Source organism: Streptomyces sp. NBC_01089, assembly GCF_045162975.1.
GTDB lineage: Bacteria > Actinomycetota > Actinomycetes > Streptomycetales > Streptomycetaceae > Streptomyces.
The window spans coordinates 18,532-35,760 of the sequence record NZ_CP108660.1 but is presented as its reverse complement, the minus strand read 5'-3'; the positions used below and the strand labels follow the sequence as shown (position 1 = coordinate 35,760).

General features: G+C 67.8%; 14 protein-coding genes. 10 read left to right on the top strand and 4 right to left on the bottom strand.

Annotated elements, in window-relative coordinates; all coding sequences use genetic code 11:
* Positions 1–72 precede the first annotated feature (72 nt).
* Entirely contained in the window at positions 73–1,548 is a 1,476-nt protein-coding gene (locus tag OG510_RS00145) for a UvrD-helicase domain-containing protein (protein ID WP_406134538.1), read from the top strand.
* Positions 1,549–2,009: 461 nt separating this feature from the next.
* On the opposite strand, the gene OG510_RS00140 is transcribed toward OG510_RS00145, so the two are convergent.
* The 4 genes from OG510_RS00140 to OG510_RS00125 form a co-directional block, all read right to left on the bottom strand.
* A complete protein-coding gene (locus tag OG510_RS00140; RefSeq protein ID WP_406134537.1) occupies positions 2,010–3,170 on the bottom strand; it encodes an MAB_1171c family putative transporter in 1,161 nt (386 codons plus the stop codon).
* Positions 3,167–3,646, bottom strand: a complete 480-nt coding sequence (locus OG510_RS00135; protein ID WP_406134536.1) for a hypothetical protein — start codon at positions 3,644–3,646, stop codon at positions 3,167–3,169. Before OG510_RS00135 ends, OG510_RS00140 begins: the two co-directional genes overlap by 4 nt.
* A 105-nt stretch (positions 3,647–3,751) precedes the next feature.
* Entirely contained in the window at positions 3,752–4,303 is a 552-nt protein-coding gene (locus tag OG510_RS00130; protein WP_406134535.1) for a hypothetical protein, read from the bottom strand.
* A gap of 342 nt (positions 4,304–4,645) precedes the next feature.
* A complete protein-coding gene (locus OG510_RS00125) occupies positions 4,646–4,861 on the bottom strand; it encodes a hypothetical protein (protein WP_406134534.1) in 216 nt (71 codons plus the stop codon).
* 268 nt (positions 4,862–5,129) lie between these two features.
* On the opposite strand from OG510_RS00125, the gene OG510_RS00120 reads away from it, so the two are divergent.
* The 9 genes from OG510_RS00120 (at position 5,130) to OG510_RS00080 (ending at position 17,204) form a co-directional block, all read left to right on the top strand.
* Positions 5,130–6,074, top strand: coding sequence for a ParB N-terminal domain-containing protein (locus tag OG510_RS00120; RefSeq protein ID WP_406134533.1), 945 nt, complete (start codon positions 5,130–5,132; stop codon positions 6,072–6,074).
* A 429-nt stretch (positions 6,075–6,503) separates the two neighbouring features.
* A complete protein-coding gene (locus OG510_RS00115) occupies positions 6,504–8,339 on the top strand; it encodes a carbamoyltransferase (RefSeq protein WP_406134532.1) in 1,836 nt (611 codons plus the stop codon).
* A gap of 27 nt (positions 8,340–8,366) precedes the next feature.
* Positions 8,367–8,498, top strand: coding sequence for a hypothetical protein (locus OG510_RS00110; RefSeq protein WP_406134531.1), 132 nt, complete (start codon positions 8,367–8,369; stop codon positions 8,496–8,498).
* Positions 8,499–8,663: 165 nt separating this feature from the next.
* The gene (locus tag OG510_RS00105) at positions 8,664–10,280 is read left to right on the top strand and encodes a hypothetical protein (protein ID WP_406134530.1); all 1,617 of its coding nucleotides are present in this window, start codon (positions 8,664–8,666) and stop codon (positions 10,278–10,280) included.
* Positions 10,281–10,307: 27 nt separating this feature from the next.
* Positions 10,308–11,543 (top strand): acetyl-CoA carboxylase biotin carboxylase subunit family protein, encoded by a 1,236-nt coding sequence (locus OG510_RS00100; protein WP_406134529.1) that lies wholly within the window; start codon positions 10,308–10,310, stop codon positions 11,541–11,543.
* Positions 11,540–12,724: a cytochrome P450 gene (locus tag OG510_RS00095; protein WP_406134528.1), complete on the top strand. Its 1,185-nt coding sequence runs from the start codon at positions 11,540–11,542 to the stop codon at positions 12,722–12,724. Before OG510_RS00100 ends, OG510_RS00095 begins: the two co-directional genes overlap by 4 nt.
* Positions 12,725–13,128: 404 nt before the next feature.
* Entirely contained in the window at positions 13,129–14,376 is a 1,248-nt protein-coding gene (locus OG510_RS00090) for an MFS transporter (protein ID WP_406134526.1), read from the top strand.
* A gap of 88 nt (positions 14,377–14,464) precedes the next feature.
* Positions 14,465–15,187: a pyroglutamyl-peptidase I gene (gene pcp / locus OG510_RS00085; protein ID WP_406134525.1), complete on the top strand. Its 723-nt coding sequence runs from the start codon at positions 14,465–14,467 to the stop codon at positions 15,185–15,187.
* Between the two features lie 61 nt (positions 15,188–15,248).
* Positions 15,249–17,204 (top strand): hypothetical protein, encoded by a 1,956-nt coding sequence (locus OG510_RS00080; RefSeq protein ID WP_406134524.1) that lies wholly within the window; start codon positions 15,249–15,251, stop codon positions 17,202–17,204.
* Positions 17,205–17,229: the final 25 nt, after the last annotated feature.

Sequence of the window (17,229 nt, the reverse complement as noted above, 5' to 3'; positions counted from 1 at the left end):
CATCAGCCGATGCAGGTCCGTCCCGCATGCCCGCACCCGCGGTCTGCCACGGCCTTACGGAGACCCCCACCCATGAACTTCACCCCCACGGCAGAACAGGCCGCCGCACTCGAGGCGTTCACGAGCGGCCACCACCTGGTCATCCAGGCCGGCGCCGGCACCGGAAAGACCTCCACGCTCGCCTTCCTCGCTGAGCAAAACCCCACCCGCCGCGGCCGCTACCTCGCCTTCAACCGCGCCATCGCCCAGGACGCCGCCGCCCGCTTCCCCTCGACCGTCCAGTGCAAAACGGCCCACTCCCTGGCCTACGCCGCCCTCGGCCACCGCTACCGCGACCGCCTGAACAGCCCCCGCCGGCCCGGCTGGAAGACCGGAGCGGACCTCGGCCTGAACACCCCCGTACGCATCCTGGGCCGCGACCTGCTGCCCGCCACCTTGTCCAATACGGTGCTGCGCACCGTGACCCGCTACTGCCAGTCCGCCGACACCGAACTCGCCCACCACCACGTGCCGCACCTGCGCGGCATCGAAACCGAGGCCGCCCACGCCGAACTCGCCGACCTGCTCCTGCCGTACGCCGCGAAAGCCTGGCAGGATCTGCAGGACCCCGCAGCGGGCACGGTCCGCTTCGAGCACGACCACTACCTCAAGATGTGGGCCCTGACCGAGCCCGTCCTCGACGCCGACTTCCTGCTCCTGGACGAAGCCCAGGACACCAACCCCGTCCTCGAGCACATCGTCCTCGCCCAGCAGGAACGCACCCAGGTCGTCATGGTCGGCGACTCGGCCCAGGCCATCTACGGCTGGCGCGGCGCCCGCGACGTCATGACCGGCTTCACCGGCCACCACCTCACCCTTACCCGCTCCTTCCGCTTCGGCGCCGCGCTGGCCGCCGAAGCCAACCGCTGGCTCACCCTTGCCGACGCCCCCATCAGGCTCAGCGGAAGCGCCGACATCCCCACCGTCATCGGCCCCCACTCCCACCGGACCGGCGCGGTGCTGTGCCGCACCAACATCGGCGCCGTCACCGAAATCCTCGCCCTCCAGCAGGCCGGCACCCCCACCGCACTGGCCGGCGGGGGAGACGCGCTGCGCGCCCTGGCCCACGCCGCCCGCGACCTCATCCAGGGGCGGCGCACCCACCACCCCGAACTGGTGCTGTTCACCACCTGGAACGAACTGCGCGACTACGCCGAACTCGACCCCGCCGGCGCCGACCTCCAGCCCTTCGTAGGCCTCGTCGACGGCCACGGCCCCGACGCCATCCTCCAGGCGGTCGACCGGCTGGTCCCCGAAACCCACGCCCAGATCACCGTCTCCACCGCCCACAAGGCCAAAGGCCGCGAATGGCCCCAGGTGCGCATCGCTGCCGACTTCACCCCGCCTGCCGACACCGACGAACTCGACGCCGAAGGCCGCCCCGTGCCCGGCCCCATCGACCCTGACGAGGCCCGCCTGGCCTACGTCGCCGTCACCCGCGCCCGCCATCACCTCGACCCCGCCGGCCTGGCCTGGCTCGATCAGCACCCCGATGCCCCGGCCTGCTGACCCGGCACGCAGGCTCGGCCAGGGCGGGATGACGCTGTGAAGACTGCTGCCGGGATCGGCGGCTTTCAAGAGCGGGGGAGGCGGACTGGGTGTGGTTTCCCATGGTCTAGGTGCGAATCGGCGGTGAAGAACCGACAGGAGCGTCGGAGTTCATGGTGCACTGCCAGGGTGGCCTACAAGTCGGCTATGCTGCGGCGGCCCCCTGACATACTGCGAGGAGCCATGGCGACGCCCGGGAGATCTGGCGTGACACGCGTCCGGGGCGGGGTGGCGTCCGGCTGCACGGGGCAGTGGATGAAGACTGCCGAGGAAACGTCTAGCGCGGTCGTGAGCCGATCACAGTTTCCGTTGACAGGTTTCCGACGCCGCCCAGCCTGCGTCCGCCGCACCGCGACTCCACCAACAATTCGTTCATCGTCACGGAGCTCACCGGGCGGAAGGCTTCCGGCCGTGGCCCGGGCTCAGTTCTCCGCCGCCCGCGATGGTTCCGAATCGACGTGCGAGGGCGCGGATCGATAGGCCCTGACCATGTGGAGCAGAAAGGCCCGTTCGCCCGCGAGATCTGTGCGGCCCGTCGAGTTGAAGCGCGGTGTACAGGGCGCCGGATCGAGCCCCCGCAGTTTCGCGTCCCGGGCGCTCTTGACGGCGGCGGCCAGGGCAGCGATGTCCCCGCTCGCCTCGGCACTGGGCCGCCTGCGGCGCGGCGGCGCCTGAGGCGGAAGGCCATGGTCCGTAAGCGCCAGAATGGCGTCCCTGGTCTCGATGATCCTGCGGTAGGCGAGCATGTGATAGGGTATACGGGGCCACACAACGTCCCAGATCCGGTGGCGCGGTGAAGTCAGGGCGACGTGCGGGACCGCCATCACGAGGTCGTGCCACATTGGCCACAGCCGCCAGGCGGCGGCGATGTCGGAGACGGCGCGCCGGAAGGCGGAGTACGTCGGCACCAGGATGGCCAGGGCGCGCAGCCCACCGTGCAGGTTCATGAGCAGGGGAAGCCAGGGCAGGGGCCAGTCGGCATCCGTGGTGACCCGTAGGAGATACCCCAGCCAGTAGACCTCCACCAGAGCCGTACCCAGACCGAACAGGCGCAGGCTCAGGGTCAGCGACCGGTGCGCGGAAGTCGCGCCGTAGCGCAGGCACATCGACACGCACAGGGCGTTGGCCGCCAGATGCGTGCTCATGAGAACGAGCCAGTAGACGAGGGAGGGGTGCGGCGCCCCGCTGGTCGGGATGCCGATCTTGAGGTGCGGCTCGGCCGCGAGATCCAGGACGAGCAGGAGGGCTACTATGGCGCCGGCGGCGAGGACGATGGCCGTCTGGAGGCGACGGCCCTCCGCGGTCACCTGGGCCACGAAGGAGAGCACGGCTCCTGCAGACAGGACGCCGATGGCGTTCCTGGCCGCCGCCACGACGTTGGCCTCACTGTGGTGGGCGGCCTCGTGCAGGACGGACGGCTGATCGAGCGTCATGGCCGCGGCTGCGGTGGCCACGGCCAGCAGCACGCCACGCTGGGCCGCCGAACGCAGGCCGGAGGGCGCGCGCAGCAGCACCGCGATCCATAGCAGCAGCACACTGGGCAGCTCCAACTCGGAGCCGAGCGTGGCTGCGTCGTGGGTCATGCCGTGCCGTGCCGTGGGTTCACTCCCAGGGCCGCCTCCAGGCGGCCGAGGGCACCATCGGCGTGCCTACGGGAGGTCTTGCACACGAGGGTCCCGAGAACACTGGCGAACAACTCCGCCTCCCGTTCCTGGCTGGTAGCGTAGTTCGTGCGGCGCAGGAGACGCTGCACCGCGTTCACGTCGAGGTCGGGCAGGAACGAGCCCCAGCCGGTGCCGTCCTCGTCCGACGCCCCATGGTCGAACAGCATGTGCCCGATCTCGTGCAGCACAATGTGTTCCTGGTGGAGGAGCGCGGTGCGCTGTTCGTAGAAGATGTGGTCTTCGGCATCGGTGGCCAGCCACATGCCGCAGGCACCGGCGGTGGCGGCCTCACGCGGCAGCGGATGAAGATGCAACGGCCGCCCGCGCCGCGCGGCGATATGGCGGCACAGGATCTCGATGGACAGGGTGGAGGGGAGTTCCAGCCGGTCGATCACCGCTCGGCAGCGACGTCGCAGCCTGAAGGATCCGTAAGACATGAGTGTCCGCGTCGGGGCCTTTCTTCAGGTGGGGGGACCGGGACCGAGGGAGCGGGCACGGGGTCAGTGTCTGCGGGCTCCGGGGCGGTCCAGCCGGTCGTCGGCGTGGGGTGCGTCGTAGGGCAGGGCGTCATGGGTGCGGGTGGGCGGCGGGGGCTCCTCCTGTTCGCTGACGTGCTCCAGATGCTCCACGCGCCGGGCTTCGTTGACGATGGTCAGGAGGGCGTCCAGGCTCGCGGACGACAGGCCCTCGGCCCTGAGCGCGAGGCTGCGCACCTTCGTATCGCGGAGCGCGATGGCGAGTTTCAGCTGCGCATCGACCCGGCGCGACACCTCGTCGTTGACGAAGTACTCGAGCGGAACGCCGAAGAACTCGGCGAGTACCGCAAGTTGTTCCAGTGTCACATTGCGCTTCCGGCCGGTGGCGAGTTCCCACAGATAGGTCCCGGAGATCGTTTTGCCGGTGCTCTCGTGGATCAGTTGGGCGAGCCGCGCATATCCCGGGCGTTTGCGCTCGTCCGGGTAGTAGGTCGAGACCAGGTGGCTGAGCCGTTCGTCGAGGTTCTCCAGCAGCGGCCGACTTGTGTCGCGATGATCTGCCTCGCCCCTGTCCATACGCCACCTTTCGTACGTCCGCTCCAGTGGACAGCGCCACCCCGGATCAGTGTGGCTCATTTCAGGGCGCGCAGTGAGTGCAATTCGGTCGACCTTCTGGGAGTTGAGCTCGCGCGTGGCTCGTCTGTGACGGGTGCGACGCCGGGTGCGCGAGCGGCCGATGAGAGCGATGACCTGGAAACAAGGTGTGAGAGGTACGGGCCGGATGCGCCGCCCCGGGCGGTCACGGGTGTTCGACCGGGGCGGCTGGAACGGGCCCGTCTGCTCCAGCGGACGGATTGACGCTCCACCGTCCGCTGCCTAGCGTCCTGTGGCGTGAATTCCGCTCGAGGTGTGAACGACTCAGGGCAGGCCGCGGATCTGGAACGAGCCACCCGGGACGGGTACACCCTGGCGGCGCTCCTTCTGCTTGACGTGCCGGGGTGGACCGACCCGCCGCGGATCGCGGGAGTGGACGAAGCGGATGTGCGGGAACTCGCACGCGTGATTGGGCCGTTGCCCTCCGTCGTCGCGCATCGGGTGACCGTGTGTGTCGTCGGCGGGCTTAGGCGCGTTCATGCGGCCCGGCTCCGGCGGGAGGACCGCGTCGGCGTTCGCTGTTCGGAGCAGCCGGCGCAGGGATGTGGTCGGCGAGGTGGTGCGGTCGGACTCGTCTTGCGGGCTGCCGTTGCTGGCGCTGGCCGGATGTCCCGATGCCTCGCCGAGGCGGACCGCAGTAGAAGCCGGAGTCGCCTTTGCCGCTACTCGTGACACATGACGCAATCGTGGGCCGTCCTCAGGGTGTGCGCTCCGGAGGCCGGGCCCGGCTCGATGGAGAAGGGGGATCATGGACGCCTCGGACGGCATGATGCGCGTGGAATCGGAACCCGGCGACCGGAGAACGGTGCGTTCCCTACCGATAGCCTCACTTCACGTGGGTGATTCGCTGCGGCAGAAGGGAGTCGACAACCATCACGCCTGTCTGCTGGCCGAATCCGAGGGCAAGCTTCCGCCGATCCTGGTGCACCGTTGGACGATGAGGGTGATCGACGGGGCGCATCGGCTGCGGGCGGCGGAACTGACGGGCCGTGAGGTGATCGCCGTCGAGTTCTTCGACGGTGACGAGGACGAGGCGTTCGTCCGGGCGGTCCAGGCAAACGTCAGACACGGACTGCCCCTGACCCTCGCTGACCGAACGGCGGCCGCCACACGCATCGTGCGTACCCACCCCGACTGGTCGGACCGCAGGATCGCGGGCCTGGCCGGTCTGTCGCCCAAGACAGTCGGCGCCGTACGGGCGCGGTCGACTGAGGAAATTCCTCAGTCGGCGGTACGGGTCGGCCGGGACGGCAAGGCGAGGCATCTGCCGAGGCGGAAGACGAGCCCCCCCATCCAGGAGGCGCCCGCGGAACGGGTGTCGGCGGGCGGCGGCCCACCGGTCGCCGTGACGCGGCCCGGCCCGCCGTCCCATCCTCTCCCGCAGCGCGCCCCGCGTACGGCGGGACAGGCTCTGCGGTGCGGCCCGGCGGTCGTCCCGTGCCGGGACGGTGCCGCGGACCGTATGGCGAGGTACCAGGCGCTCTGCCAGGACCCCTCTTTCCGGATGACTGAGACCGGTCGTTTCCTGCTGCGTTTGTTGGAGCTCCATATTGCCCGTGCGGGGGAATGGGATCGTTTGATCGCCAACGTGCCGCCGCATCAGGCTGATTCGGTGGCAGACCTGGCGCGGGAATGCGCGAAGGCATGGCTCGACTTTGCAGAGCGGGCCGCACGTCCGGGTGCTCGGGTGTAATCGCGGTACAACCGGTTTCATCGTGGCTTGCCGGCGTCCGACGACCGTCGTCGGCAGGGAAGAAGTTTCCGTATCTCCGGACGGAAGCGCAGCTTGACGTCGAGAAACAGCCCTGAGTATCGTCTTGTCCGCTTAATGATCAGGCCCGGTTCTCGGTGGTCGTAAATCCCGCTGAATTCAGTTCGTGGCTATGCTCCGTGGGTTGGTGTAATTCCTCTGATTCCACAACTGGCGGCCTCGCTGAAATGGTTTCTGCGTAGGTTCACGGAAAGGTTGGTCATGTCCAAGGTGCTCTGGAAAATACCTTTCATCGGCGGCCTCTTCAGGAAACTGTCGTTCCGCCGGAAGAAGAACGAAGATGGCGACTCCACGATGTATCCGCTGTACTGATCCCGGCCTTGGTCTCACCGCACCCGAGGGGACGTTGAAATGCCTGACCTGGTGCTCGGGATCTCCTCCTACTACCACGACAGCGCCGCGGCACTGGTCGAGAACGGCACCCCCTGCGCGGCTGCGCAGGAGGAGCGGTTCAGCCGACGCCGGCACGACCCCTCGTTTCCCGCCCAGGCGGTTCGGTACTGCCTCCAGGAGAGCGGAGCCAAGCTCGACGACGTGTCGGCTGTCGTCTACTACGAGGATCCGAGTCTGAAGTTCCGAAGAGTCCTGACGACTTTCGCCGCGGCCGTCCCGTACGGTTTCGCTCCCTTCCGGGAGGCGCTGCCCGACTGGCTCGCGTGGAAGCGACGTGCCGGCGAGACGGTGCGTGACGAGTTGGCCGGGCTCGGCCTCGGACAGGTTCCCCCCGTTGTCTGCCGACGCCATCACGCCTCCCATGCGGCGTCCGCTTTCTTCCCGAGCCCGTACGAGTCCGCTGCGGTGTTGTGCATCGACGGTGTGGGGGAGTGGGCCACTACCACGCTCTGGCACGGTCGCGGCTCGCGCCTCCGGCAGCTGGCCGAAGTGAGATTCCCGCACTCGCTCGGCCTGCTGTACTCGGCCTTCACGTACTTCTGCGGCTTCAAAGTCGACTCGGGCGAGTACAAGTTGATGGGGCTGGCGCCCTACGGCCGGCCCCGCTTCGCGGAGGTGATCCGCCGCAGGCTCATCCACATCAAGCCGGACGGCTCCTTCCGCTTGAACATGCGCTACTTCGCCTATCTGCACGATCACGTGATGACCGGCCGCCGCTTCGAGGCGCTCTTCGGAGGACCGCGACGCAGTCCCGAAAGCCCGCTCACCGAGCGAGAGTTCGACTTGGCCGCATCGGTGCAGCAGGTCACAGAGGAGGTCGTCACCCGGCTGGCCCGGACAGCGCGCTGGCTCACCGGGGAGCGAAGGCTGTGCCTGGCCGGCGGAGTCGCCCTGAACTGCGTCGCCAACGGAAAGCTCGCCGACCGCAAGATCTTCGACGAGATCTGGGTACAGCCGGCCGCGGGGGACGCGGGCGGCGCCCTGGGCGCGGCCCTCTCCGTCGCGTTGGAGCGCGGTGCCTCGCGTGCCCACCTGGGCACCGGGCGCGACGGGATGGCGGGAGCCCTCCTCGGACCCGCCTACGACGACGACGCGATCCGGGCCTGCCTCGACGAGCACGGGCTGACCTACTCAAGGCCAGAACCGGACGCGCTGATCCAGGAGACCGTGGTGGCGCTCGACGGCGGAAAGGTCGTCGGGTGGTTCCAAGGGCGGATGGAGTTCGGGCCGCGCGCGCTGGGCAACCGGTCGATCCTGGGTGATCCGCGCGATTCCGCCATGCAGTCGACGATGAACCTCAAGATCAAGTTCAGGGAGTCCTTCCGGCCCTTCGCACCGTCCGTACGGGCACCCGACGCACGCGACTACTTCCTGCTCAACCAGGACAGTCCCTACATGCTGTTGGTGGCCGACATCGCGCCCGACAAGAGGCTGACAGGGCCCGTGCCCGATGGAGTCTCCGGCCTGGACCTGCTGAAGGTGCAGCGATCCCTGCTGCCCGCCGTCACCCATGTCGACGGGTCGGCGAGAATTCAGACGGTCGCCGAAGTGGACAATCCCCTGTACTACCGCCTCCTGTCCGCCTTCAAGGAACGCACCGGCTGCCCGGTGCTGGTCAATACCTCCTTCAACGTGCGCGGCGAACCGATCGTGAACACGCCGGCCAACGCCGTCACGTGCTTCATGCGGACCGACATCGACATGCTCGTCCTCGGTGGCTTCATCCTGCGCAAGGAGGAGCAGCCCGCATGGCACGAGGGCGGCGACTGGCGCAGCGACATCCCCCTCGACTGACTCCACCAGGCACCCGGAGGCGCACACATGCGCAGAGCCGCCCTGTTCCTCTTCTACTACCTGGTCCTGACGCCGGTCGGCCTGCTGTGCCGCGCGGTGCGCGACCCGCTGCACCGGGGCATCCGGCCCCGAGTGAGCAGCTACCTGGTCCGGCGGTGACACCGCCCGGCGTCCGCTGCCCGGCGCACGTGGCCCCCTTCCCCACCGCATTCCACGGCGAATGCACCGACAGCGCGGAGAAAAAAACCATGGCATGTCCCACGACCGAATGCCGGGTACCGGACGCCGGACCGCACCCCGACGACCGCGGACGCTCGGACCGGCATGCCGGCGTCTGATGCGGCGCGGGTCGCCGCCGAACTCGCGCTGACCCTGGCCCTGTACCGCTGGGTGGTCTCGCCGGTGACCGGGTGGTGCGCCGTGCGCCTGGGCACCGGCCGCTATCCCGCCGCGGCACTCAACGGCGCTTATCCGGAGGGGGCGACCAGGCTGCGGAAGGTGGTTGCGGCGGGCTCCGTCGTCGCCGTCCTCAGCGCGGTCGTGGCGGTCTGCGGGGACACGGCCCGCGCGGGCCTGGCGTGGGTGCCGACCGTGGCGCTGGCACTCGTCCTCTGGAAGTACCTCACCCTGGACTACGACGCGGCCCTGGGCCTCGGCTGGCAGCGCGCCGACAGGCTGACCGTCTTCGTCGCCGGTGCCGCCGCGCTTCGCTGGCCGTGCCTGGCCCTGATCGCCGTGGTGCTGCTGTGCGGGCGGCTTGGCGGCTGGACGCACCACTCGAACGTCTGCATCCGGATGGTGAAAGCCGGCTTCTGTCTGTCGCTCGGCGCCGGTGTGACGCACACGCTCGGGGTGGCACCGGCGGCCCCGCGCAATACGACCCTGGCGGTCCTCCTGGGCGGTGTGTACCTGAGCCACTATGTGACGGCGGCTTGGAGCAAGGCGAGACTGGGGCGCTTTCCCTGGTCGTGGATGCTGGACAACCGGACCGACCTACTGGTGGCCACTTCCTACTCCTGGGGGTGGGCGCGATTCGTGCCGGCCCGGACCGTCTCACGGGTCGTCAGACGACTACGTCCAGCCGCCGCGCTGCTCAACAGCGCGACGATGCTCATCGAACTCGCGGGGCTGCTGGCCTTCGCGCACATCTGGCTCTTCGTTCTCGCAGTTCTCGGCGCTGTCCTGTTCAACTGCGTGGTCGCGCTGACCTCCGGCCTGCTGTTCTGGGAGAACATCGTCATCGGCGTCGTGCTGGCCGTCTTGTCCGTCCTCGTCGTCTCCCACGGCGGTGATCCGATCCATTTCGGTGTGTGGCCCTGGCTTCTCAGCGTGGTTCTCATGGCGCTGGTTCTGGCAGGATGGGCCTGGCGCCCCAATATCCTCGGCTGGTGGGACACGCCGCTTTCCGCCAAGATCCTGTGGACGGTGCGGACCGACGGCGGTGAGACGTATGGGCTTTACAACGACTTCATGAGCCCACATGATCGTGAGTATGCTCGGGCCGCCGGGAATGCACTGATCCGGGAACCGGTGGTGACTTTTCCGCTCGGTGGCGTGGAAGACTCCGACATACGCGATGTCCTGGTCGGGGCGCGGCCATGTGACGAAGACATCGAGCAGGCCAAGAGTCTGTTCGGGACAAAGGTGTGGGACGAGCGTCGAGCAGAGCGGCACATCAACTACATTCGCAACCTTCTGGCCGCGGTGAACAGCGGGAAGTCCAAAAGCCCGCTGCCCCGAGCATTCCGCTGGTTGAAGGCGCCGGGCGGTCATCTGTATTACTGGGGAGACCTGCCGCGCTACCGGATATCGAAAGGCCACGTCTCAAGGGTCGAGGCGTGGTACCGGGAAGAGCTGTACGCGAGCGATCAGTGCGAATGGATCCGCTTGCGCGACGAATTGCTCGTCGCCGTCGACATTCCCGGTACCAGTCGGAACTGAGTCCAGCATGTGTATCGGAGGACAACCATGCACGTCGTACTCGTGGGGCCGCGCGCAGAGATCGTACGTGGGCTGCGTGCCGACGGACACGAGATCACCCTGCTGTACGAGCCGGGCCACCGGGGACGGGTGGCCGCCCTGCGCGACCAGGTGGACCGCGTCTGCGCGGTGGACTCCTATCGCAAGGTCGAGTCACTCTGGTCCGCCGTCCACCACCTGGAACCGATGAACCCGATCGGCGCGGTCGTCACGACGACCGAGTGGGCCGTCGTCGCCACGGCGGTCCTGGGCCAATTGATCGGGGCCCGATCGCTGTCTCCCGCAGAGGCGCTCGCCTGCCGCGACAAAGGGGTGCAGAAGAAGAAATGGAATGCCGCCGGGGTGCCCACGACCGCGTGGCGCGTGCTGTGCAACAGCCTTGAGTCGGAAGCCGAGGCGGAACGCTGGCTCGCCGAGAGCGGTCTTCGGTTCCCGCTCGTCGTGAAGCCGCTGGCCGAGGGGGCGAGCAAGTCGGTGAAGGTGGCACGCTCCGTGGGCGAGTTCGTCCTGGCAGCCAATTCCATCGACGGTGGGCGGGCCATGGTCGAGCAGTTCGTCGAAGGCCGGGAGTGGCATTTCGACGGCATCGTGCAGGACGGAAAACTGTCGGCCTTCATGGTCTCCCGATACAGTGAACCGCTGTTGTGCACGAAATACGGCAAGCCCATTCGCTCGATAGCCATGACGCCGACACAGCATCGGGACGTCTACGATTCGGCCGCCGACCTCGCCTCGCGCGCGCTGCAGGCACTGGGACTCACCACCGGGGTGTTCCATCTCGAAGTGTTCGGTGAACCGGGAACATTCGTCGCCAGTGAATTGGCCTGCCGTCCGGGCGGCGGGATCGTGGGCGAGATGACGGAGCGGGTAATCGGTGTGGACATCTATGAGGCGAGTGCGCGCGTCATCACCGGGGATCACATACCGCGGTGGGCCGGGGAAACGGAATGGACCCACGGCTGGACCATCCTCCCCACCGCCCCGGGGAAGCTGAACCATGTCGAAGCCGGAGAAATCATGAAGGTTCCGGGAGTGGATAAAGTGATCATGCGACTCGAACGCGGCAGCACCATGCGGGACATGGCGGACGCCTCGACCCTGGGGGTCGGCTGCGCGGCGGTGAAAGCACGATCCGTCGACGAGTGCCAGCGCATGATCGATGCGGTGGTGGCCGCCGTGGAACAGATCCACGACGGAGCCCCTCTGGAGGCAGCGCGGTCATGAACCTCTCCCACGACGCCTCCGCCACCTCCTCGCTGCACTACGACCCGCTCGATCCCGGCACACTCACCTCCCCCTATGCCCTGTACGCCCGTCTGCGGGAGGAGACCCCCGTCTTCTGGCACGAACAGCTGGCGTCATGGGTGCTCACCCGCTACCGCGATTGCCGTGACGTCCTGCGTGACCACGCACTGTTCGCCAGGGACCGCCGCCGAGTGGGCGAGGATGTGCCGGAATTCCGGCAGAGCGTGCAGTCCCTGGACCCGCCGGACCAGACCTCCTTACGGGGCCTGTTCATCAACTCCTTACGGGCACAGGACCTCGACGGCATCGGCCGCCGGGCACGCCGGCAGGTCGCGGACATCTTCGATCGCATGTCCAGCCGGGCGGAGTTCAACTGGATGACCGAGGTCGCCGCTCCCGTCTCGCTGTCGATCACCGCCGAGCTCCTCGGCGTCGAGGAGCCAGAGCTGGGGCCGTATGTGCAGATATCGGACGCGCTCGCGCGCCGGATGGACTACGGACTGCTGCCTGGTGTCGTCGAGACCGGGGACCAAGCCCGGAAGCAGTTCAACGCGTTGGTCGACTCCTGGTTCGAGACCAACGACCGGCCGGGGACCCTGCACGACGTCCGCAAGAACGCGGCCAAGGCGCGGGTCCCGGAGCACTACATCCGCAACACCACCAGCGTCACGTTCAACGCGAGCTTCGGCACCGTGTACGCCACCGCGGGCAATGTGGCACTCACCCTTCTCCAGCACCCCGAAGCGCTGGCCCGGTTGTGCGACGAGCGGCTGCTCGACACCGGGGTGGACGAACTGATCCGTTTCGACGGACCGGCGCAGGGCACCAGCCGCGTGGCGACCCGGCGGACCACGATCCGGGGCACCGCCATCGAGCCCGGCCAGACGGTGCTGACCCTGATGGCGGCCGCCAACCGGGACCCGGAGCAGTTTCCGCGCCCGGACGAACTGGTCCTGGACCGTTCTCCCAATCCGCATCTGGGCTTCGGCTGGGGGCCGCACGCCTGCCTGGGAACGATATTCGGCCAGCTGGCGGTCAAGCAGTTGGTGCTCGGGCTCCTTGACGCCGATGCGCCGCTGAGGCTCGTCGGCCCCCCCGAGCGTCGGCGCACGGCAACGGTGCGAAGCCTTGACCGCCTGCCCGTCACCTTCCGCCGGTGACGGCAAGCCACTCAGGTTTCACGGGCGCGGATCCGCAGACCCCGCCGTCTGCGAGTCGTTGCCTTCCCTGGCCCAGCCGGGCCACGGGAAGGACGTCGTGTCCGTGATGAGTCCGCCCACCGATCCGGGAGGAGGTGCCCCCATGAGCTACGACCACTGAGAATGAGCCGGTGGACGGGTCCGGCCGCTGCCGGACCCGTCCACGCCGGGGAATCGAGGGCGGCAACTCGAACACGCATCGTGGGTGCAACGCCGCCCGGACGAATTTTCGGGAAGGCCAGAAGGTAAGAAACTCTTGTTCATGAGTGGCCTGGACTATCAACTGCACAGCAGGCACGAGCCGTTGATGTTGTAGTCTCTGACGTCGATTCGCTGGCTCCTTACGTGTCAAAGCAAGGTTGGAAATGAGTCTGAAAACCGAAGTCGCAGCAGACGATCCAGACCAGGGGGCAGATGTCGCCAGCCCCTTCCATGTGCCAGCATTCCGGTGGTTCTTCACGGGACGACTCGTCTCGCTGCTCGGCAGCTCGATGACCCCGGTGGCACTGTCCCTCGCAGTTCTCAATGCGTCGGGCAGCGCGGGCGACATGGGGGCGGTGCTCACCGCCAACACCATTCCTCTCATCGTTTTCACACTGGCCGGCGGAGTGGTCGGAGACCGGTTCTCTCGGCGACTCGTACTTCTGCTGTCGAATCTCGGTGCCGGTCTTACGCAGGCTGTTGTCGCTTATATCCTGATCTCAGGCAACTACCATCTCGGTGCTCTGGTTCTGCTCGAAGCCCTGAATGGGACCCTGGCGGCATTCACGAACCCGGCACTGCGTGGCATCGTCCCGGATATCGTGCCCAAGTCGCAGATCCAGCGCGCGAATTCAGTGCTGGGATCGGGCAAGAACGCGGCGAAGGTCCTGGGCCCCACCGCTGCTGCCACCCTTGTGGCGACCACGAACGGCGGCTGGGCGATCTCTGTCGACGCCGCCACGTACTTCGTCGCCGCGGTCTGTATGTTCCGGCTCAAGATGACCGGCAAGACGCCACCCCGGAAGGCCAGCGCGTTCGTCGCACTCCGTGAGGGATGGACGGAATTCCGGTCCCGGACCTGGGTCTGGACGATCGTCGCCTCGTTCGGCGTCGCCAACTACATTCAGGTGGGTATCTGGACGGTCCTGGGACCGCTGATCGCGAAGGACCGGATCGGCGAGACCTCCTGGGGGATGGTGCTCAGCGTCAGGGCGATCGGCATCCTGCTCATCGCGGTTGTGATGTACCGCATCACCTTGAAGCGGCTCCTGCCGGTGGCACAGCTGTGTGCGAGCCTGGTGGGCCTCCCGCTGATCGCCCTGGGACTCGTCGCGAATGCGTACTGGCTGGCAGCCGCAGCGTTCCTGGCCGGGCTGAGTTTCGGTCTTTACAGCATCGCCTGGGAGACCACGCTGCAGGAGAACATCCCCCAGAACATGCTGTCCCGGATCTCGTCGTACGACAATCTGGGGTCCTTTATCGGCATTCCGGCGGGACAGCTTTCGGCCGCACCCTTGGCGAGTGCCTTCGGGGCTCCCCGAGTCGCGCTCATCGGCGGATTCCTGTGGATCGCCCTCACGCTCTGCCCGCTCGCCGTTCCTTCTGTGCGGGGACTTCGGCACGCGACGTGAAACAAGCATCCGGACGGATTTCCGCTCCGGTCGACCGCTCCCGCACAGTGCACTCCTGTCCGTTTCCCCACAGGCCGGCCGACAGCGTGTGACGAATTCGCTGTCCTCACCCTCGGAGGCCACCGTTTCTCGCGTCCTGCTGACCGGCGTCGAACCCTTCGGCCGAAACCATCTGAACTCCGCCTGGGAGGCCTGCCGACTCCTGGCCAAATCACCGCCGCAGGAAATCGAGTTGGAGGTGGTCCTGCTGCCGTGCGCATTCGGAGATTCCATAGCCGAACTCCGTAAGCAGATGCTGCGGCTGGAGCCGGACCTGGTCATCTCCACGGGCCAGGGAGGCAGCCGCCCCGACATCACCATCGAGCGCGTCGCGATCAACCTCAACGACGCCGAGGGCGCGGACAACAACGGCAATCAGCCCATCGACGAACCCATCGTCGCCGACGGGCCTGCGGCGTACTTCTCCTCGATACCGGTCAAGGCCTGCACCGAATCCCTGTTGAAAGCCGGCATACCCGCGTCCGTCTCCCACACCGCCGGCACCTTCCTTTGCAACCACATCGCCTTCGGTCTGGCCCATCTCATCGCCACCGAATTCCCGCACGTCCAGGGCGGGTTCGTGCACATCCCGTTCACTCCGGCACAGGCCGCCGACCGGCAGCGGCGCCCGTCCATGGCCAGTACCACCGCCGCCGACGCCCTGCGCATCGTGATCTCCACCGCCCTGAGAACCTCCTCGGAACACTCCGCGTCCTCCCGTAGCACGCGATCAGGGACCGCGCGCTGGTTCCCCCGGCGATCGCGGAAGTAGTCCGCCGTGCGCCCCTCGCCCGATGCCCGCCCCCGCCTTCGTGAGCAGGAGGGAGTCTCCCGTGCGCATTCTTGTCCTCGGTGATTCGTGCAGTGCAGGTATCGGGGCTCCTCAGGCGGTGTATCCGTCCGTCCTGCACACGCTGCTCGACGGCGCCCACCGGATCGAGAACCACGCCGTTCCGGGTTTCACGAGCGCCGACGCGGCACGGTACTTCCGGCGGAGAGCGTCACGGCGGGGCTGGGATCTGGTCATCGTCTACCTCGGCAATTCCGATGGTGCCCAGTCCCGCTACAAGGGGGTGTACCACGCCTGGCGCGACCGGGACCGGTTGCGGTCGCGCGCTGCGAGCAACCGGCCCGTCGTCCGCATCCGGCGCAAGGACACCGGAGAGTTCGACGAACGGGACGAGCGCCGCACCGTGGCGACCACGCCGCGGGACTTCCGGCGGAACCTGGAGTCGATCGTGCGGGAGGCGGATCGCAGTGGCAGCCGTGTCCTGCTCATCAACCCGATCGCCAATACGCGTTTTCCGGCGGCCATGATGGGGCCACGTGCCCCCTACTACAAGATCGTGGGACTGCCGGCCCGGCTCGCCGACGCATTCACCGGCCGCACCGCCCCGGCCCGCACACTGATCGACGCGGTGCGCCGCCATGAGGAGGGCGACGCGGAGAAGGCAGCCGCACTGTACCGGCAGTTGGCCGACGGGCAGGGGCACGCACCAGCCATCGCACGGAACAACCTGGCCGTTCTGCTGCATCAGCACGATGGAGCCGAGGAAGCCGTGGAACTGCTGAAGGAGCTGGCCGAGACCGAGGGCGCGTCCGGCGCAGTCGCCGCGTACAACCTCAGCCGGATCCTCGACGAGGGACAGCATCAAAACGCAGCGCACGGCTACGCGATGCGCGCCGTCGAGGCCGACATCCACCTGTACCGCATGAAGGGGGCATACCGGCGGCAGATCGACGAGATGGCCGCGCGGCCGAACGTCGAGGTCGTCGACCTGGCCGAGTTGCTCGGCCCGGCTGACTTCGTGGACTACTGCCACCCGACCGCCGAGGCGCACGTGATCCTCGCCGAAGCCATCGCGTCGCGCCTGACCCCGACCGGCGGCGCCAAGGACAGCGACGCCGGGTATGTGTGCGTCCACCCCAGCCCGGACGCCTACTTCGACGTGATGCCCACCCTGGCCGACCACTTCACCCTCGACTTCGATGTCGCTCGGCCGGTCGTCCGGCAGGCGGCGGCCGAAGTGCTCCAACAGGCAAGGGAACAGGGCCCGGACGACTTCCTCGCCGGCGAGCCGAAGTGGCCCGAACCCGCGTCGGATCTCCAGGCCAACATCATCAACACCTTCCGGTACGCGGCCGGCCATCCAGCGATCACCTCGCTGGACGACCTCGAACACTGGCTCCCTGAGTACGGCTGGGAGATCGGAAGGTTCCCGGAGTACTACCTCTGCCGGATCCTGCGCGACTACGCGCTGGCGGCGGAAGAGTATTCGCCCGACGAGCGCGCCGCCGCCGCCCTTCGCCGGCAACTGAACTCCGCGGTGCAGCGGGAACGCGTGCTGCCAGGCATTCCCTCCGCCGCATACAGCCGGCTGCGGATCGACACGTCGTACTCGCACCGCGTCTTGCTCAAGGTGCGGCACCAACTCGCCCAGGACACGGTGCTGTTCGAGGACTCCCGGGCCCACCGGATCGCGACGGTACGCACCTGGTACCTGCGCGAGGCGTTCCGGTTCGGCGCGCATTCGCGCAGCAGCATGCTCTACCCGGCGTGGGCCCTGGAGCAGCTGACCGAAGGCGTCTGCGTCGCCCTTACCATCGCGCTGCGTCAGAAAGCGGCGGAGATCGAGCGCTCGGCCCTGTCCCTGCTGGATGGCCTGGGCAGGCTCCGAGACGTGCACGAGAAGTACACCGCTCGGCACCCGAGGTCCTGGGACCTGGCCGAGTGCAAGGACTACCGCACAGAACTCGCCGCGCTGCGCGGCCTGTTCGTACGGCAGTAGCCGACCGCCTGCACTGAAGGGAACC